This window comes from Nocardia sp. NPDC001965, from assembly GCF_053594175.1.
This window is the reverse complement of the sequence record NZ_JBSFDZ010000003.1, coordinates 142,343-163,088: the sequence shown is the minus strand read 5'-3', so window position 1 is coordinate 163,088 and position 20,746 is coordinate 142,343. Positions and strand designations below refer to the sequence as shown.

15 protein-coding genes, 1 pseudogene and 1 riboswitch are annotated in these 20,746 nt (G+C 68.2%); of the genes and pseudogenes, 9 read left to right on the top strand and 7 right to left on the bottom strand.

Annotation, left to right across the window (positions count from 1 at the left end):
* Positions 1–19: 19 nt before the first annotated feature.
* Together ACWCPQ_RS07245 and ACWCPQ_RS07240 are read right to left on the bottom strand one after the other, a co-directional pair.
* On the bottom strand, positions 20–370 hold the full coding sequence (locus ACWCPQ_RS07245; protein ID WP_449895786.1) for a hypothetical protein: 351 nt from the start codon (positions 368–370) through the stop codon (positions 20–22).
* 91 nt (positions 371–461) lie between these two features.
* Positions 462–1,115, bottom strand: a complete 654-nt coding sequence (locus ACWCPQ_RS07240; protein WP_449895784.1) for a TetR/AcrR family transcriptional regulator — start codon at positions 1,113–1,115, stop codon at positions 462–464.
* Positions 1,116–1,279: 164 nt separating this feature from the next.
* On the opposite strand from ACWCPQ_RS07240, the gene ACWCPQ_RS07235 reads away from it, so the two are divergent.
* From ACWCPQ_RS07235 to ACWCPQ_RS07205, 7 genes and pseudogenes are all read left to right on the top strand, one after another.
* Positions 1,280–1,597 (top strand): DMT family transporter, encoded by a 318-nt coding sequence (locus ACWCPQ_RS07235; RefSeq protein WP_449895782.1) that lies wholly within the window; start codon positions 1,280–1,282, stop codon positions 1,595–1,597.
* 179 nt (positions 1,598–1,776) lie between these two features.
* Positions 1,777–2,991, top strand: coding sequence for a phospholipase D-like domain-containing protein (locus ACWCPQ_RS07230; RefSeq protein WP_449895780.1), 1,215 nt, complete (start codon positions 1,777–1,779; stop codon positions 2,989–2,991).
* A 70-nt stretch (positions 2,992–3,061) separates the two neighbouring features.
* The gene (locus ACWCPQ_RS07225; RefSeq protein WP_449895778.1) at positions 3,062–3,490 is read left to right on the top strand and encodes an SRPBCC domain-containing protein; all 429 of its coding nucleotides are present in this window, start codon (positions 3,062–3,064) and stop codon (positions 3,488–3,490) included.
* 77 nt (positions 3,491–3,567) lie between these two features.
* Positions 3,568–3,734, top strand: a riboswitch (FMN riboswitch).
* Positions 3,735–3,805: 71 nt separating this feature from the next.
* Positions 3,806–4,255, top strand: a pseudogene (locus ACWCPQ_RS07220) (6,7-dimethyl-8-ribityllumazine synthase); the annotation flags it as partial.
* Positions 4,256–4,413: 158 nt separating this feature from the next.
* On the top strand, positions 4,414–4,860 hold the full coding sequence (locus ACWCPQ_RS07215; protein WP_449895776.1) for a hypothetical protein: 447 nt from the start codon (positions 4,414–4,416) through the stop codon (positions 4,858–4,860).
* Between the two features lie 64 nt (positions 4,861–4,924).
* Positions 4,925–5,272 carry a rhodanese-like domain-containing protein gene (locus ACWCPQ_RS07210; RefSeq protein WP_449895774.1) on the top strand — a complete coding sequence of 116 codons (348 nt, stop codon included), beginning with the start codon at positions 4,925–4,927 and terminating at the stop codon, positions 5,270–5,272.
* A gap of 300 nt (positions 5,273–5,572) precedes the next feature.
* Complete coding sequence (locus tag ACWCPQ_RS07205) at positions 5,573–6,805, top strand: hypothetical protein (protein WP_449895772.1); 1,233 nt, start codon at positions 5,573–5,575, stop codon at positions 6,803–6,805.
* A gap of 37 nt (positions 6,806–6,842) precedes the next feature.
* Here the strand turns inward: ACWCPQ_RS07205 and ACWCPQ_RS07200 are convergent, their stop codons facing one another.
* Together ACWCPQ_RS07200 and ACWCPQ_RS07195 are read right to left on the bottom strand one after the other, a co-directional pair.
* A complete protein-coding gene (locus ACWCPQ_RS07200) occupies positions 6,843–7,637 on the bottom strand; it encodes a hypothetical protein (RefSeq protein ID WP_449895770.1) in 795 nt (264 codons plus the stop codon).
* A gap of 251 nt (positions 7,638–7,888) precedes the next feature.
* Positions 7,889–9,205 (bottom strand): MFS transporter, encoded by a 1,317-nt coding sequence (locus ACWCPQ_RS07195; protein ID WP_449895768.1) that lies wholly within the window; start codon positions 9,203–9,205, stop codon positions 7,889–7,891.
* Between the two features lie 57 nt (positions 9,206–9,262).
* On the opposite strand from ACWCPQ_RS07195, the gene ACWCPQ_RS07190 reads away from it, so the two are divergent.
* Positions 9,263–10,258, top strand: coding sequence for a GlxA family transcriptional regulator (locus ACWCPQ_RS07190; protein ID WP_449895766.1), 996 nt, complete (start codon positions 9,263–9,265; stop codon positions 10,256–10,258).
* A 132-nt stretch (positions 10,259–10,390) separates the two neighbouring features.
* Positions 10,391–11,233 (top strand): MaoC/PaaZ C-terminal domain-containing protein, encoded by an 843-nt coding sequence (locus ACWCPQ_RS07185; protein ID WP_449895764.1) that lies wholly within the window; start codon positions 10,391–10,393, stop codon positions 11,231–11,233.
* Positions 11,234–11,243: 10 nt separating this feature from the next.
* On the opposite strand, the gene ACWCPQ_RS07180 is transcribed toward ACWCPQ_RS07185, so the two are convergent.
* From ACWCPQ_RS07180 to ACWCPQ_RS07170, 3 genes are read right to left on the bottom strand one after another with little or no spacing between them, the layout of a single operon-like run.
* The gene (locus tag ACWCPQ_RS07180; RefSeq protein ID WP_449895762.1) at positions 11,244–12,089 is read right to left on the bottom strand and encodes an alpha/beta fold hydrolase; all 846 of its coding nucleotides are present in this window, start codon (positions 12,087–12,089) and stop codon (positions 11,244–11,246) included.
* Positions 12,086–19,465 (bottom strand): type I polyketide synthase, encoded by a 7,380-nt coding sequence (locus ACWCPQ_RS07175; protein ID WP_449895760.1) that lies wholly within the window; start codon positions 19,463–19,465, stop codon positions 12,086–12,088. Before ACWCPQ_RS07175 ends, ACWCPQ_RS07180 begins: the two co-directional genes overlap by 4 nt.
* The gene (locus tag ACWCPQ_RS07170; RefSeq protein ID WP_449895758.1) at positions 19,462–20,448 is read right to left on the bottom strand and encodes a prenyltransferase/squalene oxidase repeat-containing protein; all 987 of its coding nucleotides are present in this window, start codon (positions 20,446–20,448) and stop codon (positions 19,462–19,464) included. Before ACWCPQ_RS07170 ends, ACWCPQ_RS07175 begins: the two co-directional genes overlap by 4 nt.
* Positions 20,449–20,746: the final 298 nt, after the last annotated feature.

Here is a 20,746-nt window from a genome sequence, read left to right as displayed (position 1 = left end):
GCACCGGCATCGGTGGCGATCAGGTCCAGAGCACGGCGATCAGTACATTCACGATCGCCAGCCCACCCGCGGCGTCCGGCATCCACGCGGGATCCTTGCCGCGTTTCGCGTCGGCCCGGCCCATCTCGGCGAAAGCGGCCACCAGGACCGAGATGACGAGTTTGACGCCGATCTTCACCATGTTCAGGTCTTTGTCCAGGGAGGTGAGCGATTCGGCCATACCCACCAGGACGACACCGGTGACGAGCTGCGCCCGAGCACCCCAGACCATCACCTCGTTCACGGCCGGCCGGCCGGCGGCATACCCGCCGACCACCGCCGCCATACCGAGCAGGTGGGTGACGACCACGACGTTGTAGACGAAATCCATGGGACACGACGCTACTCGAAAACCGATATGCCTACTACATGGAGTCGTAAAGGTGCACATCGTGGCCTAGGCGGGCCCCATGAAAAAATCCTCACCCATTGTTCGGTCCATCCGATCCACGGCTCCGGCGTTCCGGCGGCGGTCCGGCGCCGGGGGCGACCACCGCGTGCGCCAGCGCCGTGAGGCCGGCGACGATCCGGGCGGAGTCGAGGCCCCGGGCATGCTGATACCGGTACACCTCCACCGAGACCGGGGCCAGCAGGGCGTCCACGAGCGTATCGGCGTGCGCCACCCCGGCCTCCGCCAGTAGCGCCCGCACATGCGCCGACCAGAACCCGTAGGCACCGGCGGCGAATCGCGCTTCCCCACCTTCGGCACCCAGTACCAGGTCGGCATGCGCGTCGAGCAGGTCGACCATGGCGGCATAGAAGGCGGACAACCGCTCCGCCGGCGGTGCACCGGGGCCCAGTGGCGGATCCCCGGCGAGCAACCGCCGCTGGAGTTCGCGTTCGTGCTCGTCGAGTAACGCGACGGCGATCGCGCCGGTATCCGGATAGCGGCGGTAGAGGGTTCCACGCCCGACACCGGCCGCTCTGGCGATGTCGTCCATGGTGACGGTGCGCGGGTCGCGGGTGGTGAAGAGTTCCCCGGCGGCGGTGAGGATCTTGGCCCGGTTGCGCGCCGCGTCCGCCCGTTCGGGCGCTGCGGGCATCGGTACCGCGAACAGATCCGGGCGGTGATCCATATCAGCACTCTAGCCAGAAGTGGACAGTACGTCCGCTTCGGCCTAAAGTCTCAAGTGGACACTGTGTCCACTTTTGAGAGGTTGACGATGATCTCACCACCCCCGAACACGAGCGACACCGGCCCCGCGCTCGGCACCATCGGCGAACGGCAGCGCGCACCGAAATGAACTGGCTCATCCTGATCTCCGCCGGAATCGTCGAAATAGCCTGGTCGCAGAGCATCAAACCGACCCAGAACTTCACCCGGCCGGCGGCCACCCTGCTCTGCTTCGCACTCGCCGCCGTCGCTGTCTACCTGCTCTCGTACGCGATGCGCACCCTGCCCGTCGGCACCGCCTACGCCGTCTTCACCGGAATCGGCGCCGTCGGCGCCATCGGTCTCGGTGTGATCATCGACAAGGATCCGCTCACCGCAGGCCGGGTGCTGGCTCTGTCTATGATCGTCGGCGGTATCGTCCTGGCGCACGCCACCGCTACCTGACAACAGTTGCGGGCGGTCGAGCCCGCGGGCGGCAGATCGACCCGGTCCCCGGCCCGGTCCGGGAACGACATCCGGCCCCGGGCCCGGCCCGGGAACTCAGGGTGGTGGCCGGCACAGTGATCTCGTGACGGCAGGGGGTATATCCGGAACTGCCCAGTGCGCAGGACAGAGGAGTTGCCATGACCGTTACCCGAGATCTGCGGGATTCCGCCGAATCGGCGCCACTACCCGTAGACCCCGAGACCGCGACCCTGCGGATGCGCAGGCGGCTGGAACGGCTGCTCGGAGTGTCCGCCACCGAGGGGAACGGGCTGGTCGCGCTCCGCAACGGCGACGAGATCTTCCCGGCGATGCTGAGCGCGGTCGAGGCGGCCGGACACACCGTCGACATGATGACCTTCGTGTACTGGCAGGGCGAGATCGCGCGCCGATTCGCCCACGCGCTGGCCGAGCGCGCCGCAGCCGGCGTGCGGGTGCGCCTGCTCCTGGACGGTTTCGGCAGCCGGTCGATCGAGAAGGACCTGCTGACACTGATGGAGCGGGCGGGCGTCCAGATCGCATGGTTCCGTAAACCCTTGTACCTGTCCCCGCTGAAACAGAATCACCGCTGTCACCGCAAAGCGCTCGTCGTCGACGAGCGGATCGCGTTCACCGGCGGGGTGGGCATCGCCCAAGAGTGGTGCGGGGACGCGCGCCACGAGAACGAATGGCGCGATACCCATGTGCGGATCGAGGGACCCGCAGTGGACGGAGTCGCGGCGGCCTTCGCCCAGAACTGGGCGGAATGCCACGACGAACTCTTCGACGACCGCGACCGCTTTCCCACTCAGGAGCCGACCGGTTCGGCGATCGTCCAGGTGGTTCGCGGCTCCGCAAGTCTCGGCTGGCAGGATATGCAGACGCTGTTGCGAGTGGTGATCGAATCGGCCGAGCACCGGCTGCGGCTGGCCACGGCCTACTTCTCACCGGACGCGTATTTCGTGGAACTGCTCTGTGCGGCCGCGCGGCGCGGCGTGGAAGTCGAGATCCTGCTGCCCGGACCGTATACCGACAAACGCGTCTGCCAACTGGCCGGACAGCATTTCTACAGCGACCTGCTCGCCTGCGGCGTGCGAATTCTGCAGTACCAGCCGACTATGATGCACGCGAAAGTCATGACCGTGGACGGAATCGCGGCCCTGATCGGTTCGACGAACTTCAACCGCCGCTCGCTGGACCACGACGAGGAGATCATGCTCGTGGCCATGGATCGGGAGTTCACCGCGACTCTCGATGCGCAGTTCGACACCGACAAGACAGTCAGCGAACCGATCGCGGAGAAGCGCTGGCATCGGCGTTCGCTCGGGCAGCGCGCCAGGGAGGCCGCGATCCGGCCGATCCGCCGTTTTCTGTGACGCCTATTTACAAGACCACGCGAGACAGCCGTCCTATCTTCGAGTCCTCGACCGAAGGGAGTTGGGATCAGTGACCGATCATCCGGCCACCGCGGCAACCGATATCAGCGCCTCACCGGAACGGGTGTGGACGGTACTCACCGACCCCGAGCAGATCCGCCGGTTCATGTTCGGGGCCGAGGTGCGCACCGACTGGCGGGTCGGCAGCACGATCGTCTGGAAGGGCGAGTACCAGGGCAGACCGTACGAAGATCGGGGCACGATCCTCGCCGTCGAGCCCGGCCGGCTACTGCGCATGACGCATTTCAGCCCGCTCGGCGGACTACCGGACGTCCCGGAGAACTACCACACACTCACCTACGAGCTGAGCGGAAACGCGACCGCGACGCATCTGTCGCTGACTCAGGACAACAATGCGAGCGAGGAGGCCGCCGCGCATGCTCGCGGCATGTGGGAGTCACATGTCGGCGGGATCAAGGCGGCCGCCGAACAGGGTTAGCGCCGGAACGTGGGCGGCGCCCGCGGCGACCGGCGGCTGTTGCGGTGTTCTACCGGCGTTGTTAGTGTCCGTTCTGTACACGTTCTCAGGGCGGGGTGGAATTCCCCACCGGCGGTAATGGCATCCGGATCGATCCGGGTGCACGAGCCCGCGAGCGCCACGGCATCGGTGGATGCGGTGGGTCGAGCAGATCCCGGTGTGATTCCGGAGCCGACGGTCACAGTCCGGATGAAAGAGAACGCGGCATCGGAGTGCCCGCGTGGGCCGCTCCCGTTCGCGTTGCTATGCCCTGGGTGACACAGCGAACAGGAGAAACCGATGTCACCCACACCCGATCGTATTGCTCTCGTCGCCGCCGGCTGGCACGCCGATATCGTCGACCGGGCCGTAACGGCCTGCCGAGACGGACTGGCCGAGCACGGATTCGCCGATGTCGAGGTGATCCGGGTCCCCGGCGCCTTCGAGATCCCGCTCCGTGTGAAAAGGCTGGCTGCCACCGGCCGGTATGCCGCCCTGGCCGGGTGCGCGCTGGTGGTGGACGGTGGTATCTACCGGCACGATTTCGTCGCCGGGACCGTGGTCGACGCGCTCATGCGCGTACAACTCGACACCGATGTGCCGGTGTTCTCGGCCGTGCTCACTCCGCATCACTTCCACGAACACGGCGAGCACCTGACCTACTTCGCCCGGCATTTCGAGGTCAAGGGCGCGGAACTGGCGGACGCCATCGTGGCGACCCTCGCCCTGGACGCGGTACCGGCCTGACGTAGGCGCCCGCGAGTACGGAACACGCCGCGACGGGCGGCCACACCTGATCGGTGCGGCTGCCCGTCGTGGTGCCACAGCCCACCCTCCAACACCCTTCAGTCAGACTGAAAGGCCTGCTAGGCTTCAGCCCATCTGAAGGTCGAGAGGGAACTGCCGTGCACCATCTACTACTGTCGGTCCATGTCGTGGCGGCCATTGTCTTCATCGGCGGTTCGACCGTCGCCACCAGCCTGTTCCCCCGCTGCGCGCCGCTGTCCGAAACCACCGCCGCGGCACCGGAACGCGATCGCGCCGTGGCCGCCGCGCTGCATCGGATCACCGGCACCTACGCCCGGCTCGGCCTGGCCGTACCGGCCGCCGGACTCGCCCTCGCCCTCGTCCAGGGACGTATGGGAGAAATCTGGATCACCCTGGCCATCGTCCTCACCGCCTGCGCTGCCGCGGTCGTCATCACGACCATCCATCCCATGCAGCGCCAAGCCCTCGCGACCCCGGACACCGGCCGGCGGTTACAGACCCTGAGCATGCTCACCGGCAGCTACAACATGCTGTGGCTGATCGTGGTGGTGCTCATGATCGTCCGGCCCGGCGCCTCCGCCTGACACCCCGGCACCCCCCAGCACGGCCGGATCCGAAGTCGTGCCCGACGAAACGAGGACAATTCCCGTGAGCATCCGTCACTATCTGTATCGCGCACCGGCACTTTCGGCCCGCGAAGCGATCGACGCCGTCCGCGACGGCGCGCTGATCGTGGATGTGCGCCGGCAGTTCGAGTGGAATCGCACCCATATCCCGGGCGCGGTCCATCTACCGCTAGAGCAGCTGGCGACCGGATGCGAAAACCTGCCCGACGACCGGCTCCTGATAACTTTCTGCACCGGCGGCCTCCGATCGTACGGCGCCGCAAATCTCCTCGTCGAGTACGGCTTCGACGCGAAGAACATGTCCGGCGGCCTGGTCGACTGGCGCGCGGCCGGCGGTCAGCTGGAAGCGGGACGGCGGCAAGAACACTGACCCGCGCGCCCGCCGAAAGTCCGCGAATCCCGAATTGTCAGCAATCCGATGGCCACCTTTTCGTACCGCGTACGGTTTCCGTCCGGCGTATCGGATCCAGCGAAAAATCATGTGAACCGATCGCTTTCACCATTCGTACAACAAATCCTGCCAACATTCCGCAACTGTTCCGAGTACACATTCTTTGTCAACGGCGGTTAAGTTCTGGTTGATCGTCTCCACTCGCGCCGAGTAAGTGATCGAATGTTCCCAGGGAGAAATGCATTATCGTCCGGGCCCCGGACCCAGGAGGTTGTCGCCGTGACCGAGACCAGCGACTCCGCGCTGCGTCGTCCGTCGGTGCTGGAACAGTTGATTCAGCTCGACGAGAGCGGCGGGTTGTCCGTCGACGATGTGCGGAATGCGGCACAGCAACTGGGAGTTGCCGAACAGCAAGTACAGCAGTGGTTGACGAGCAACCGGGCGCAGCGCGCCACCGTGACGGCCAATGCGGTGCCCGAATCGGCGACCCGCAAGATGGGGTATCGGGAAGCCGAGCTACCGACGCGGATTCCCGAAGTCACGATGACCACCGGAGACGATGTGGTGTCCCGGATACCCGACAGCGATGTGCCCACCTTCCGGGCCGACGCGTTCCGCGGCCTGACATCGGAAGAGTTCGCCCGGATCGATATGAGCTACGCCGAGGGTATCGACGCGACCTGCCGCTGGTTCACACTGCGCACCGGCCGGCCGTGCCTGCACCACGCCGACCCGGGCACGGCAGCCGGCCCCGGCACGCAATACGGCTCGGCCGGTTACCCGTGGGACCAGCCGCAATCGCAGGCCCGCCCGGAATTACCCGAAGCGGGCAACACCGGCGACCGCCGCGAGATCCTGGCACTGTACCGGTTCCTCGGCGACCTCGTCTGCGACAGTCCGGGCCGCGGGCACACCATCGCCCGGCTGCGCGGCGCACAGGCGGGGTTCCTGCTGCACGGAATGCGGTTGGATCTGCCTGCCGACCTCAACTATTCCGTGGGGCCGGGCCTGACCACCGAGCGTCTCGACGACGAGACGGTCCAGCGGATCCGGACGCGCACCACCAACCCGGTCGACGCGGCAGCCCTCGCCACGGTGCTCTGCACCGGCGCCACCATGGTGGAGCTCGGCTGCGTTCCGTGTACCGCGATAACGCCGGACGCGCTCATCTTCACCGGACCGATCGGCCTCGGGCGGGCCGCCGACGTGTACGTGTGGGTCGTACCGCCACCGGTCCGGCGACTGTTGCAGGACGCCCGGGCATATCAGGAAGCACGCCGGGGCTTCCGGTCGAAACTGTTCGCGGGGGCCATCGGTGGCGGGAGTGGCCGTCTCCGCCGGACCGCCGCGCGGTGCGGGGTCACCGTGCCCGACCTCTATCACTGGCACCACAGCTGGATCCGGCGCACCGGCTTGCTGCGCGGCGCCACCCAGCCGGAACATGTGCGCAACACCGATCTCCTGTTCGCGCTGCGGCTCTGCTCGGACCCGGGCCCCGCGCGCGGCCGGTGAGCCGGCAGACCCCGGGCCGGCGGAACGCAGGACGCGCTCAACCCGGCCCTGCTCCCACCGGTGCCCCCGTCCGTCCGCCGGTGCGCTCCGGTCCCGGAATCCCGGTCGGACTGCCGCTGTCGGCGCGAAACATCGGCAGCGCACCCAGGACATCGGCGGTCTGATCCTCGGGGCTGCCGGCGGTATGCGCGGCCACCGAGAAACCGGGACCGAACGAGGCCGAGGCGACCTCCGGCGGCGGCGCGTCCGCCCAGCCCCATTTGGTGCCCTGTACACCGGGCAATACGGCTGTTCCCCAGTTCTGCTCGGTCCCGTCGGCGGCGCGGGGCGCCGCGGCCGTCATCCAGGCCAGCAGCGGTGAGCCCGCGTCGGTTCGCTGTTTGGCATCGAGAAAGTCGGCCACGTCGGCGGTACTGGTGGTGGAACTGCCCCAGCTCGCACCGGGCCGGGTCTGCGCCAACCCGTACTCCGCGGCGACGATCGCAATGGCCTGCGGATATTTCGCTTCCGCCGCGTCGGCGGCCGCGTCATCGGAGTAACGGATCATTCGTTCGCCCAGCGCGCGGTCGTCGGCCGAACCGTCGCCGTGGCGTAGCGCGTAATCGGTGAGATACAGCTTGGCCAGCGATAACGCGCTCCGCACCTGATGCTCTCCGGCAGTGCCCCAGTGCAGGCCGCTCTGGGTACGAACCGAGATGACCGTACGAGACGGGGCGGGTTCGTTCGCCGCGGGGAACGGTATCGGCACGGGCGCCGGAGCAGCGCTCGCGAGGGGCGGGGTGAGAACACAACAGGAGAGGAGGGCGGTGAACGCGAGCGCACGACAGTCCATATCTGTTCTCCCGGCGTCGGTGCGGGCGCGGCGGCCCACGGACACCGGCGGTTTTCCCCGGAGCACCGGGCACAAACTCCCCGCGAGGCCCCGGCGGACAACAGTCCGATCTCGTAACGGCCGCCGATACGACCCGGCCCGGACACAGAGGGATGACAGACGCGTGGCGCGCCCAGCGCGCGCGAGACCGGCTGCACCGAGCCGGGGCGCGGCGCTCAGCCCTTCGACAGCGTCGCGGACTCCGGCGGCCGTCATCGCGCCGGTGCGAACCTGCTCCCCGGCACCGGGACCCGCGCGCCCGGCATCCGGGCGAGCCCGCACATGAGCGCGGCCACCACGCACAGACCGGCCGCCACGTAGAAGGCGGGGTCGTAGGAACCGTGCGCGTCCCGGACATACCCTGCACCGAACGCGGCGACCGCGGCACCGAGCTGGTGGGCGGCGAACACCCAGCCGAAGACCACCGGCGTCGAGGCGCCGAACCAGCTGCGGCAGATCGCGATCGTAGGCGGCACCGTAGCGACCCAGTCGAGCCCGTAGAACACGATGAAGACCCAGGTGCCGGGTGCGGCGCCGGGCGCCAGCAGGGCCGGTAACAACAGGAGCGACGCCCCGCGGCCGAGATAGTAGATCACCAGCAGCACGCGGGGGTCCACGCGATCGGTGAGCCACCCCGAGAACACCGTGCCCGCGACATCGAAGATCCCGATGGTGGCCAGAAGCGAAGCGGCCACGGTGACCGGCATGCCGTGGTCGTGGGCGGCGGGAATGAAATGGGTACCGATCAGCCCGTTCGTCGTCATACCGCAGATGGCGAAACTACCGGCGAGCAGCCAGAACGCCGGCACGCGGGCGCCCTGCGCCAATCCGGTGAGGGCCGCCGCGAAGGTGCCGCCGGGCAGTGGTTCGTCGGCGGTTCCGGGTTCCCCGCCGTAGGCCGTGACGCCGATATCGCTCGGTCGGTCGCGGATGAACAGCAGCACCAGCGGGATCACCACCAGTGCCGCGAGTGTCACGATCACCGAGGCCCAGCGCCACCCGAACCGTTCGGTCACCCCGGCGACGACGGGCAGGAACACGAGCTGGCCGGTGGCGCTCGCGGCGGTGAGCACCCCGGTGACCAGACCGCGCCGGGCGACGAACCAGCGCGTCGAGACGGTGGCGACGAAACCCATCGATATGGACCCGGTCCCGAGTCCGACCAGCACTCCCCACAGCAGGACCAGTTGCCAGCTCGCGGTCATGATTGTGCCCACGCCGGTTCCGGCGGCGATCAGCAGCAGCGCACCGGTGAGGATCGGCCGGACCCCGAAGCGGTCCATGAGAGCGGCGGCGAACGGCGCGGTGACGCCGAACAGCACCATGTTCACCGACATCGCGGCGCCGATCGTCGCATGCGACCAGCCGAACTCGTGGTGCAGTGGCGTCATCATGACGCTGGGCACCGACCGGAACCCCGCCGCACCGAGGATCGCCACGAAACTCACGCCCGCGACGATCCAGGCGAAATGTACGCGCGGCCGCCGGGCGGACCGCCCGACGGCGGCACCCGGATCGATCTTCGTCATCACGCTGATCAGCTTCCGGCAGTCACCCACCCGGCCACCAGTGGCAGAATCGACAATATGCGTGAAAATCGTGCCATCGATGGTCCGGCCCGGCCGCCCCATCTGGTCGCCGTGCTGTTGCTGGAGCCGGTGGTCGGCTTCGACGCGACCATCCCGTCGCTGGTGTTCGGGGAGGCCACCGCCGACGACGGCACGCCGCTCTACCGGGTGGTGACGTGTTCCCTCGACACCGGACCCGTCCCGGCCACCTCCGGATATTCGATGGTCGCCGCGGCCGGACCGGACGTGCTCGCCCACGCCGACACCGTGATCGTTCCGGGGACGAAATACCACTCCGCGCGATCCGGCGGCACGCTCACTCCCGAGGTCGCGGCCGCGCTGGCGACCGTGCCCGCCGATGCCCGGATGGTGTCGATCTGTACCGGCGCCTTCGTCCTCGCGGCCGCGCGGGTGTTCGACGGTCACCGCGCCACCACCCACTGGCGATACGCGGGCGACTTCCGCCGCCTCTTCCCCACCGTGGAACTCGACGAGACCGTGCTGTTCGTCGACGAGGACACCGTACTCAGTTCAGCGGGCCTGGCGGCCGGAATCGACCTGTGCCTGCACATTGTCCGGCGCGATCACGGTGCCGCCGTGGCCAACCGGGTCGCGCGGCACTGCGTCGTACCGCCCTGGCGCGAAGGCGGACAGGCCCAGTTCATCGAACATCAGGTTCCCGATGACGACGAACGCAGCACGGCGGCGACCCGGGCCTGGGCACTGGCCCATCTCGCCGAGCCGCTCGGCGTCGCGGTCCTCGCGGCCCGGGCCCGGATGAGCCCGCGGACCTTCAGTCGCCGGTTCCGGGCCGAGACGGGCATGTCACCGGGAGCGTGGATTCGTGATCGCCGGATCGACCGGGCCCGGGAACTGCTCGAATCGGCCGGTCTCTCGGTGGACGAGGTGGCGCAGCTGTCCGGGCTCGGTTCACCGGACAACCTCCGCCACCACATGCGGCGCGGCCTCGGCATGTCGCCGTCGGCCTATCGGCGGACTTTCGCGGGAACATGATCGCGGTGGAGGAGCGACGACTCCGGAGTTTCCCCGGTCACGGGAACGCGTCACCGTCACACCCGGGTAGATTGCCCCCGTGGCCGTGATAAGCAGCAGCGAGCAGCAGGACGGCCGCCGGTGCCGATAGACGTGCCCATCGCAACCGGCCTGACGGTCCCCGAACAGGAATTCCGCTGGAACGAAGCGGATGCGCGGCGCTACCGGCAAGCTGTCGGCCAGTCCGACCGCCAACTCGGTCTGCTGCCCACCTTCGCGATGACCGCGCCCGGCGCCTTCGGCGTCGCGTCGCCGGATTTCTATCATTCCCGGCCCCCGGAGATCCGTTTTCCCGGAATCACCCTGTCACTGGCCACCCTGTTGCAGCAGGAGCAGGAACTGCGGGTGCACGCCGCGCTACCGGAGTCCGGCAGTGCCCGGTGCCGTAGCCGGGTACTGGGCGTCGAGGATCGCGGTACGGCGGCCGTGCTGGTGCAGCGCACCGAACTACTGGATGCCGATGGGACACTGCTGGTGTCCGGGATCTCCCGGATCCACGCGCGTGGCGAGGGCACGGCCGCCGGATCCGCTGCCCGCCCGGTGACCGCGGCCACCCCGGCCCGGGCGCCGGACGCGGAGGTGGTGGTGCGTACCGACCGGGAGCAGGCCGTCCGGTATCAACGCTGCGGCAAGAACAATTCGCTGCACGACAATGTGCACACAGATCCGGCCTTCGCGCGCGCGGCCGGCCTGGACGGACCGATCATGCAGGGGGTGTGCACCTACGGTATGGTCTGCGCGGCGCTGGTCGATACCGTGCTCGACGCCGATATCGCGCGGCTGCGCGCCTTCACCGGCCGGTTCACCGGCATCGTGTTCCCCGGTGACTCGTTGCGTATCCGGGTCTGGACCGGCGACGGCGAATATCACTACCGCACCACAGTTCCCGGACGCGAGGACCGATCCGTCCTGTCGGGTGTCCTGCAGGGCGGATGAGCGGCCTACGTCACCCCGAGATCAGGAACCCGGCGATCTCCTGTGCCACGGCCTCGGCGTTCTCGATATGCAGATGGTGGCCGCCGGCGAGCGTGACCTGGCGCAGCTTCGGGACGGTATCGATCCGGACCGGGTAATAGGGTTCCACCAGCGCGGTGCGCTCGGCCAGCACCAGCAGCGCCGGGGCGGTGATCTCCCCGAGGAAGGCGAGCACCTGCTCTTCCGGCAGCGTCGGGGTGATACCGCGATTGAGCCGTATGTCGTGGCGCCAGGAGAATCCGTCCGAAACCTCCACCAGATCCCGGTCCACCAGCAGTTCCGCGGTATCGAGCAGGATATCGGCCAGCTGGACCCGGGTCTTCACCGCGTGCATCCGGCTGCGATACACCGGATGCCGGTCGCCGCGGAGATAGGTATCGAGGTATCGCGCGATCCCGGACACCGCGCGATCCGGTTCGGCGGACAGCGGTCCGATGGAGTCGATGAGAACCAGCCGGTCCACTTTGTCCGGATGGATCCCGGCGACGAGCGACGCGACCGCGCCGCCGAGCGAATGCCCGATCAGCCGGAACCGGTCCCAGCCCTGGGTGTGGGCCAGTTCGAGGACACAGGCCGCGTAGTCGAGATAGTCGCAGACGATCGAGGGCACCGGATCCGACAACCCGTGCCCGGGTAGGTCGATCGCGATCAGATCGGTGCCGGTGAGGTATCCGGCCAGCGGATCGAAACCGGCACAATTGTCCAGAATGCCGTGCAGGCACAGCACAGGTAATCCACTGCCGTCGCGGCTGCGCCGGCCCCGCAGGGTGATACCGGCCTTCGGTAGCGGAAAAGCGACCTCGTCCAGGGCGGTCATCGGCGCTCGAGCCGTTCCAGCACCAGATCCGACAACTGCAGCACACTCGGCCCCTTCATCAGTTCCATGATAGTGACCTTGGTCGCGAGCTCCCGTTCCAGCCAGGCGCTGATCTCCACCGCCAGCAGGGAATCCAGGTAGTCCATCAGTGGCATGTTCTCGTCCAGCGTGTCGAGCGGGATCCCGAGTACCGCCGCGAGCCGGGTCTTCAGTGCCCCGCTCAGCAGTTCGGCGTGCGCACCCGCGGCGCAGGCATCCAGTTGCTGCCGCAGCGATCCACCGGCCGCCGCCGAGACCGCGCCGTGGGCCCGGGCGGCCAGCCGCTCGTAGCGTGGGTGGGTTTCCGGGGTGATGCCGTGATGGCCGAAGAACTGCGGCCAGTCCATCGGGAGCACCCCGACCTGGGCCGCGGTACCGGTCCACAGCGTGGTGAGCGCCCGATAGGCGGCGGCAGCGGTGAATCCGCGCATACCGGTCGCGGCCACGAAGCGGCCGATATCGTCGTGCCGGGCCACATAACCGGCGTCGGAGATCGCACCCCAGTTCACCGACAGCGCCACCTGACCGCGGGCCCGCCTGGTGTGGGCCAGCTGATCCAGGAAGGCATTGGCCACCGCGTAGTTGCCCTGGCCCCGGTTGCCCACCATCGAGGTGGCCGAGGAGAAGAGTACGAAGGCCTCCAGCGGCAGATCGGCGGTCAGCTCGTCGAGATGCCGGGCTCCGAAGGCCTTGGCCGCCAGGACGGTACGCACCCGATCGGCGTCCAGATCGGCCAGCAGCGCATCGTCGAGCACCATCGCGCAATGCAGCACACCGCGCAGCGGCGGCACGGGATCGGCGATGCGATCCAGCACCGCGGCCAGTTCGGTTCGCGAGGATACGTCCGCGGCCTCGACCGTCACCCGGACACCGCGTTCGCGCAAGGAGTCGACCCGGGCCGCCTGTTCGCCCCCACCGATGCCGGAGCGGCCGAGCAGGACCAGACTGCGCACCCCCGACTCCGCCAGCGCCTCCGCCATCGCAAGCCCGAAACCGCCGAGACCACCGGTGACCAGCCAGGTTCCGCCGAACGACGGCGTATGCGGCGGACGGACCACCGCGACCTGCCGTTCGTCCATCGCGAGGACCACCTTGCCCACATGCCGGGCGGCCGCCAGCTGCCGGAACGCCGCCTCGGTCTGTGCGGGACGGAACACCCGGTAGGGCAGCGGTCTCAGCTCGCCGGAGGCGAAACGCCCCATCAGAGCCCGGAACACCGTATTGGTGGCCTGCGGGCGATCCACCAGCAACTGCCGCAGATCGAACGCGAAATAGGTGAGGTTGCGCAGGAACGGACGCAACCCCATCCTGCGGTCCTGCAACAGGTCCCGCTTCCCGAGTTCGACGAATCGCCCGTAGGGAGCCAGGCACGCCAGGCTGCGGGCCGCGCCTTCGCCGGCGAGGGAGTTCAGCACGATGTCCACGCCCGCGCCGTCGGTGGCGGCCCGAATTCGGTCGGCGAAATCCATCGAGCGCGAATCGAATACCTCGCGGACACCGAGCGAACGCAGCAGATCGCGTTTGGCCGGACTGCCGGCCGTGGCGAAGATCTCGGCCCCGGCCGCCCGGGCGATCTGGATCGCGGCCAGGCCGGTGCCACCGGTGCCCGCATGGATGAGGACCCGTTCCCCCGCGTTCACCCGGGCGAGTTCGTGCAGGGCGTACCAGGCGGTGAGGAATACGATGGGCACCGATCCGGCCGCGTCGAAGCCCAGATTCTCCGGCTTCGGAACGATATGCGCCGCCGAAACGGTCAGATGGGTGCCCAGACTGCCCTGCGCCGGACTGACCGCGACCACCGCGTCCCCCACCCGCAGATCCCGCACTCCGCTGCCGATCCGGGTGATCACACCCGCACATTCGGCGCCGAAACGCGGCCCGGCGGCCGATTCCAGCGGCGGGATCTGGCCGAGCGCGATCATGACATCGAGGAAATTCAGCCCCGCCGCGACGACCTCGACCTCGACCTCTCCGGCCGCGGGCGCGACCCGGTCGTGCCGGTGGTAGCGCAGCGAGTCCAGGGCGCCGGGGGTCCCCGCGGTCAGAACATAGCTGTGGTCTGTGAAAATCGTCGTACCGGAGACGAGATCCAGACGTGGCGACCAGGGTTCGAGTCGGCGGACGAACCGCTCACCGCCGCGGACCAGTACTTCTCGTTCCCGGCCGTCGGACCGCAGTTCCGCGCAGATCGCGTCGAGATCGCCGGCGCCGGGTTCGGCATCCAGATCCAGCGCGGTGAAACACAACCGCGGCATCTCCACCGCGACCACCGCCGCCAGACCCCACACCGCGGCACCGGTGGGGTCGGTCTCGGTATTCCGGAAAGCATGCGCTCCCCGGGTCACTTCGATCACTCGCGGCCAATCCTCGAGATCGTCGCGACACACCCGGCGCAGCAGATCGATGACGGCGAGGGTCCGCCCGGTGAGTCCCGCTTCGAAAGAGCCGTCCCACCGATCGCGTATATCGATGATCGCGGTGGGCGCGACCTCGTCGATATCGATATCGCCCGGGTCGCCGGCCACGACCGCACGACCCGCGTGCCGGGCCAGTTCGGCAGCCAGCCCGGCGGCCGCCGGGTCGCCGCCGGTGAGGACGAGCCAGCTGCCCGCCGACTGTGCGGTGGCGGGCCGGGCCGGGCGCAGCGGCTCCGCGGCGGTGCGGGCCACGATCATCGACTGCGACCCGGCACCCGGATGCGCCGGATCACCCAGTGCGATCACCTCGTCGAATTCGAGCGAACGCAGCAGTTCTTCCCAGCCGGCGGCCGACAGCAGCGGGGTCTGTGGGCGCAACCTCTGGTCGCGGAAGGACCACCAGCCCTCGGTGAGGCCGAAGGTCAGGTCCAGCCAGGCATTGTCCGGGGTGGCCTCCAGCAGCATGAGCATGCCGCCCGGGGCGAGCATGTCCTGGAGGTACAGCAGCGTCTTCTTGGCGTCGGCGGTCGCGTGCACCACATCGGAGGCGACCACGAGATCGAATGTCGCGGGTTCGATACCCTGCGCGGCCGGATCGTGTTCGATGTCGAGTACGCGATAATCCACGAAATCGTGCTCGGCGAAACGTTCCCGGGCCGCGCCGAGGAACGCCGGGGAGATATCGGTGAAGACGTACTCGGATCGGTCGGCGGGCAGAGCGGGCAGCAGGCTCGCGGTGAGTCCGCCGGTACCGCCACCGACCTCGAGTACCCGGACGGTCCGGCGCGGATCGGCGGACTCGGCCAGCCGGCGCAGTATCTCCCCGCCCAGCACGTTGTAGAACCGGGCGATCGGCGAATTCTGGTAGATCGCCTCGAGGTCGACGAGCGCCCCGTCGGCGAACAGCAGTTCGACGGCGTCGACGGTACCGGTCAGCACCTCGTGCAGCCGCGGCCCGGTCCGGCGCAACAGCAGCAACTCCCACGCGCAGGAGGGGTATTCCGCGAACATCGCGGCCCACTGTGTCTCCGCGTCGTCGGCGATCTGTCCGGCGCGGCGGTACTGTTCGCCGCTCTCGCGCAGCGCGCCCCGGTCGACGAGCAGCCGCAGCAGTCCCGCCAGCGCGCGACGGTACTTCGGGAGCAGGCCGGGCAATCCGGCCACCGTGAACTCCTCCGCCGGTCCGAAAGCGTCGAGGCAGCGGGCCACATAGCTCGCGCACAGCAGGGTGACGTCCCGCTGGTACCCGTCGGCATACACCGCGCTGTCCAGTCGCCGGGACAGCGTTTGCGCCAACGGCGCGATCTCCGCGGCCAGCACGGCGGGTTCCGCGGTGAACGCGCTGCGCTCGGGCGCGGTCACCGGACCGGCGGGTTGCCATTCGAGGGTGTGGAAATGCTCGCCCAGTTCGCCGGATCCGGTCTCGGTGCGGGCTCGCACCGCTTTACCGGACAGCGAAGAGTACTCGGCGACCACCGCACCCGAATCGTCGAGCAGATAGATATCGACCAGCAGGGTGTCGTCGTTCTTACGCGGCCGGGTGTAGCACCACACCGGTGGATCGACCCGGTCGTACATCCGGACCCGCTCGATACCGGTGGGCAGATAGCTGATCGGCAGCAGCAGGCCCGGATGCTGCGGAACGGGATGCAGGATGGCGCTCTGGAAGCAGGCGTCCAGCACCGCGGGATGCAGCAGATAGCCGTCGCGGCGGCGGCGCAGCACCCGCGGGACCTCGATGCGGGCGAGCGCCTCACCGGCGCCGAGATCGATCCGCTCGATACCGCAGAACGCGGGTCCGTACGCATAGCCGCTCTGCGCGAAACGCCCGTACACATCGATGGCCTTCACGGTGGTGGTGCACCGTTCCCGGATCGCGGTCAGGTCGAACATCTCCCCGCTCCCGGGGCCGCCGTCCATGATGTGGAACCGCCCGCGCGCATTACGCAACCAGGTGTCGCCGCGTACCGAGCGCTGATGGAATTCGAAGGTGCCGTCGTCCGGATCCAGCTCGAGCCGGCTGATCTGGGGTTCGTCGGACAGCACGCACGCACGTTCGAATTCGACGAATTCCAGGGCGCACGATTGCCCGGTCGCCTCGGCCGCCGCGGCGAGTGCCGCCTCGATATAGGCCGCACCGGGAACGATCACCGAACCGAACACATCGTGTTCGCGGACCCAGGACAACCGGTGGTCGTCCCAGCTGATCTCCCAGGTCGGACGGGCACCGTCGACCGGTTTGAGCATCGGGTGCCGCTGCCCGCCGGCTCGGTAGCGCTGGGAGACCTCGCTCTCGTTCCAGAACGACTGCCGGATCCACGGATTCTTCGGTAGCTCGAGCACCGGGGTCTCCCCGGGTTGGCACCGCCGCCAATCCACCGCGCCGCCCGCGGTGTAGAGACGCGCGAAGGTATCGAGGAATACCGCCCAGTCGTCCTTGGTCCGCATGAGCGACGGCACGATGGTGGCGTCCGCGGAGATCTCGGTGACCGAGTTCGCCAGTACCGGATGCGGACTCAGCTCGACGAAGGTGTCGTAGCCGTCCGACAACATCGCCCGGATGGCCGATTCGAACAGTACGGGCTGCCGGAAGTTGCGCCACCAGTATTCGGTCCCGAGTTCGGAGCCCTCGATACGGGCGCCGGTCAGCGTCGAGTACAGCGGGATATCGGTATCCGAATGCTCGATCTCGCCCAGCGCCGCGAGCAGTTCGGTCCGCAGCGGATCCATATCCCGGCTGTGGCACGCACAGTTCACCCGCAACAAGCGGGCGAAGACGCCCTGGTCGGCGAGTTCGGTGGCCAGTGTCTCGAGTACCGGACGCCGCCCGGACAGGGTGCTGGCCTTGGGGCTGTTCAGCGCGGAGACCCACACCTCGTCCGGATACCGTGCCGCCAGTTCCCCGGCCTGTGCCTCGGAGACCGCGACGAACATCATGCCGCCGGTGGGATCCGCCGTGTCCTGGATCCGTGCGCGGTGGCAGATCACCTTCAGCGCCTCGGACAGGCCGAGCGCGCCCGATACATGCGCGGCGGCGATCTCACCCATACTGTGCCCGACCACCGCGTCCGGTTCGATACCCCGGGACCGCCAGAGTTCGACCAGCGCCACCTGGAGCGCGAACATGGTCGGTTGCAGATAGCGGGTCTCCCCGATCCGCGACGACTCCTCGTCGGCGGTGAGGGCTTCGTGGATGGACCAGTCGATGTACTGCCGGGCGACCCGGTCGCATTCCAGGATCTTGTCCCGATACACCGGGGAGGTCTGCAGCAGTGTGCGTCCCATGGCGTACCACTGCGGACCCTGCCCGTTGAAAACGAACGCGATCTTCCCGCTGCCGCCACGGCGGACCTGTCCGGTGATCACCTCGTCCGCGCGCAGTTTCGCCACCGCCTCCGCCGCGTCGGCGGCGACGACCGCGCGACGGAACTCGTGGTGCCCGCGCCGCAGCGCGGTGGCCGCGCTGTGGGCGACCAGATCGGCGCCGGGCCGTTCGAGGGCTGCCGCGTGTCGTTCGGTCAGCAGGTCGAGCGCCGCGGCGCTGCGGGCGCTGAAGGTGAGCACGGCCGGGCCGGATTCCGGGCCGATCGGCTCGGCGGTCACCCCGGTCTCCGCGATCGCCTCGCCCAGTACGACATTTGCGTTCGTGCCGCCGAAGCCGAAGGAGTTCACGCTGGCATAGGCCACGGAATAGCCCTCGGGCCATGGCTGTCCGGTCGCGGCGACCGCGATGGGCAGGTTCCCGAAATCGATATCCGGGTTGCCCGCACGGTAGTGCAGACTCGCGGGCACCCGCCTGTTCCGCACGCAGAGCGCGGCTTTGATCAGCCCGGCGATCCCCGCGGCCGCCTCCAGATGCCCGATATTGGTCTTGATGGAGCCGAGCAGCGCGGCCCGGCCTCGCTCCCGTCCGTCGCCCAGGACACGACCGAGTGCGTTCGCCTCGATCGGATCACCCACCGGTGTACCGGTTCCGTGTGCCTCGACGTAGCCGATCTCAGCGGGCGCGACCCCCGCCGCCGCGAGCGCGGCCCGGAAATTGGCCTCCTGCGATTCGCCGCTGGGGACCGTGATGCCCTGGGTGCGGCCGTCCTGGTTGACCGCGCTGCCGTGGATCAGCGCGTAGATCCGGTCACCGTCGGCACGGGCGGCACTCAGCGGTTTCAGCAATACCAGGCCGACCCCCTCGCCGCGCACGTAGCCGTTGGCCGAGGCGTCGAACGCCCGGGACCGGCCGTCGGGCGAGAGCATCGCGGCCTGGCTGAGCGCGATCCCGAACTGCGGCGTCAGCATGAGGTTCACCCCGCCGGCCAGGGCGAGTTCGCTCTCCCCCCGGCGCAGGCTCTCCACGGCCAGGTGCACGGCTACCAGTGAGGACGAGCACGCGGTATCGATGGTCATACTCGGCCCGCGCAGGTCGAAGGTATAGGAGAGCCGATTGGAGACGATGCTCATGAAGGTGCCGGTGGCCGAATGCGGCCCCAGCCCTTCCACTTCGCTCGGTGCCGATTGCAGCGCACCGTAGTCCTGGCTGCACGCACCGATGAACACACCGGTCCGGCTGCCGGCGCAGGAGCCCGGCACCGTGCCCGCGTCCTCGAAGGTCTCCCAGGCGACTTCCAGCAACTGCCGCTGCTGCGGATCCATCTGCTCGGCAATACGCCCCGAGATACCGAAGAAAGCCGCGTCGAAGGTGTCCACCCGGTCGAGGTAGCCGCCACTCCGGGCGCTGATCCGGCCCGGTTGCTGCGGTTTCGGCGAATAGAACCGGTCGACGTCCCAGCGGTCGGCCGGGGTGGGGGTGATCGCGTCCACGCCCTGTTCGAGCAGTTCCCACAGGTCCGCGGGACCGGATACGCCGCCCGGAAGCCGGCAGCCGATCCCGATGACGGCCACCGGCTCACTGTCGCTGTAGTTCATTGCTGCTCCAGATATTTGAAGGCGGCGAGCACCTGTGCCGTGGTGTAGACGTCCTGTGTCGCTCGGAAGGCGCTGTAACTCTCGGTTTCCGGGTAGGGGTAACGCCCGCCGTACCAGGACCCGTCCTCGCGCCGCCGGTCCAGCAGCCAGTCCACCGCGCGCCGTACGGGCGGTTCGCCGATATCCATCCCGGTGTGGGCGAGGGTCATCAGGGCGAGCGCGGTCTGCAGTTCGGGTACCGACGGCTCGCCGCGGAATCCGGCGACCTCGGAGAACCAGCTGCCTTCCGGGCGCTGCTGTTTCAGGACGAAATCGCGAGCGCGGGCGGCGGCGGCGTAGTTGCCGAATTGCACGAGAGCGGCAACCGCGGGGCGCATCAGGTAGTAGTGCGTGCAGTAGTAGTACCAGTTGATCCCGAAATGACCTTCGCGGTCCTGCTTTCCGGCGAGAAAGTCGAGAGCTTCGTCGAGATGGATCGGATCGACACCGGCCTCGTCCAGCGCGCACAGGGCAAATCCGGTTACCGAGGGCTCCAATTGAAATGCTCTGGGGATATGGCTGTGCACTTCTTCCCAGGGGCCGTCCGCGAGCTGTCTACTGCGCAGGAATTCCGCTTTGCGCCCGGCCTTCTCGTCGAATCCCAGCAGGGCGAGCGACGAGATGTACTCGCTACTGGTCTCCGTGCAGTACTCGGCGGGACCGATCTCCGTCGCGCCCCAGCTGAGCATACCGGTCGGCTTCTCGCGGCCCGCGAGGAAAGCGAGTATCCGCTCCGTCACCGGACCGAAATCCGCAGGTAACTCCTTCTGCCACAACGATATCGCCTTGAGCGCGTTGACGGAGTCCCACTCCTGGAACACCACGATCGAGGAATCCTCGGCGATCGATCCGTCCGGCTGCTGGCCCGCGCGGAAGTACTCACAGGCCTCGAAGACCACTCGGTCGACCGACAGTGCGCGTTTTTCGAAATGATCGGAAAGCATGGCCGACTAACGCGGAGTGTTTTCCGGGAAACTGCAGCAGCCAGAAGCATTCCGATCGTTCACATTTCACTCCGCGTACCGCCGGGGACAATCACACGGCGAATGCAACGCCGACACCGGCGAAGCTAACACAACGCAATCACCCGCGCGCTTCCCAAGTGTGGGAAGCGGGAACTTGCGCAAACACGCGAAATCGGGCACAGGGTAATCCTTTTGCCGGGCGCGGGGATGCCCTTCGGCAGACATTGCGAGCGAGCTTCCCGGCTTTCGAGCTACCGTTTGCGACAGCGCAATCGGT

Coding starts and splice junctions, on each gene's coding strand:
- ACWCPQ_RS07180 (WP_449895762.1), bottom strand. CDS start 12,089: ATGACCGCCCTGGACGAGGTCGCTTTTCCGCTACCGAAGGCCGGTATC.
- ACWCPQ_RS07170 (WP_449895758.1), bottom strand. CDS start 20,448: ATGCTTTCCGATCATTTCGAAAAACGCGCACTGTCGGTCGACCGAGTG.
- ACWCPQ_RS07230 (WP_449895780.1), top strand. CDS start 1,777: ATGACCGTTACCCGAGATCTGCGGGATTCCGCCGAATCGGCGCCACTA.
- ACWCPQ_RS07190 (WP_449895766.1), top strand. CDS start 9,263: ATGCGTGAAAATCGTGCCATCGATGGTCCGGCCCGGCCGCCCCATCTG.
- ACWCPQ_RS07240 (WP_449895784.1), bottom strand. CDS start 1,115: ATGGATCACCGCCCGGATCTGTTCGCGGTACCGATGCCCGCAGCGCCC.
- ACWCPQ_RS07235 (WP_449895782.1), top strand. CDS start 1,280: ATGAACTGGCTCATCCTGATCTCCGCCGGAATCGTCGAAATAGCCTGG.
- ACWCPQ_RS07245 (WP_449895786.1), bottom strand. CDS start 370: ATGGATTTCGTCTACAACGTCGTGGTCGTCACCCACCTGCTCGGTATG.
- ACWCPQ_RS07200 (WP_449895770.1), bottom strand. CDS start 7,637: ATGGACTGTCGTGCGCTCGCGTTCACCGCCCTCCTCTCCTGTTGTGTT.
- ACWCPQ_RS07195 (WP_449895768.1), bottom strand. CDS start 9,205: ATGACGAAGATCGATCCGGGTGCCGCCGTCGGGCGGTCCGCCCGGCGG.
- ACWCPQ_RS07175 (WP_449895760.1), bottom strand. CDS start 19,465: ATGAACTACAGCGACAGTGAGCCGGTGGCCGTCATCGGGATCGGCTGC.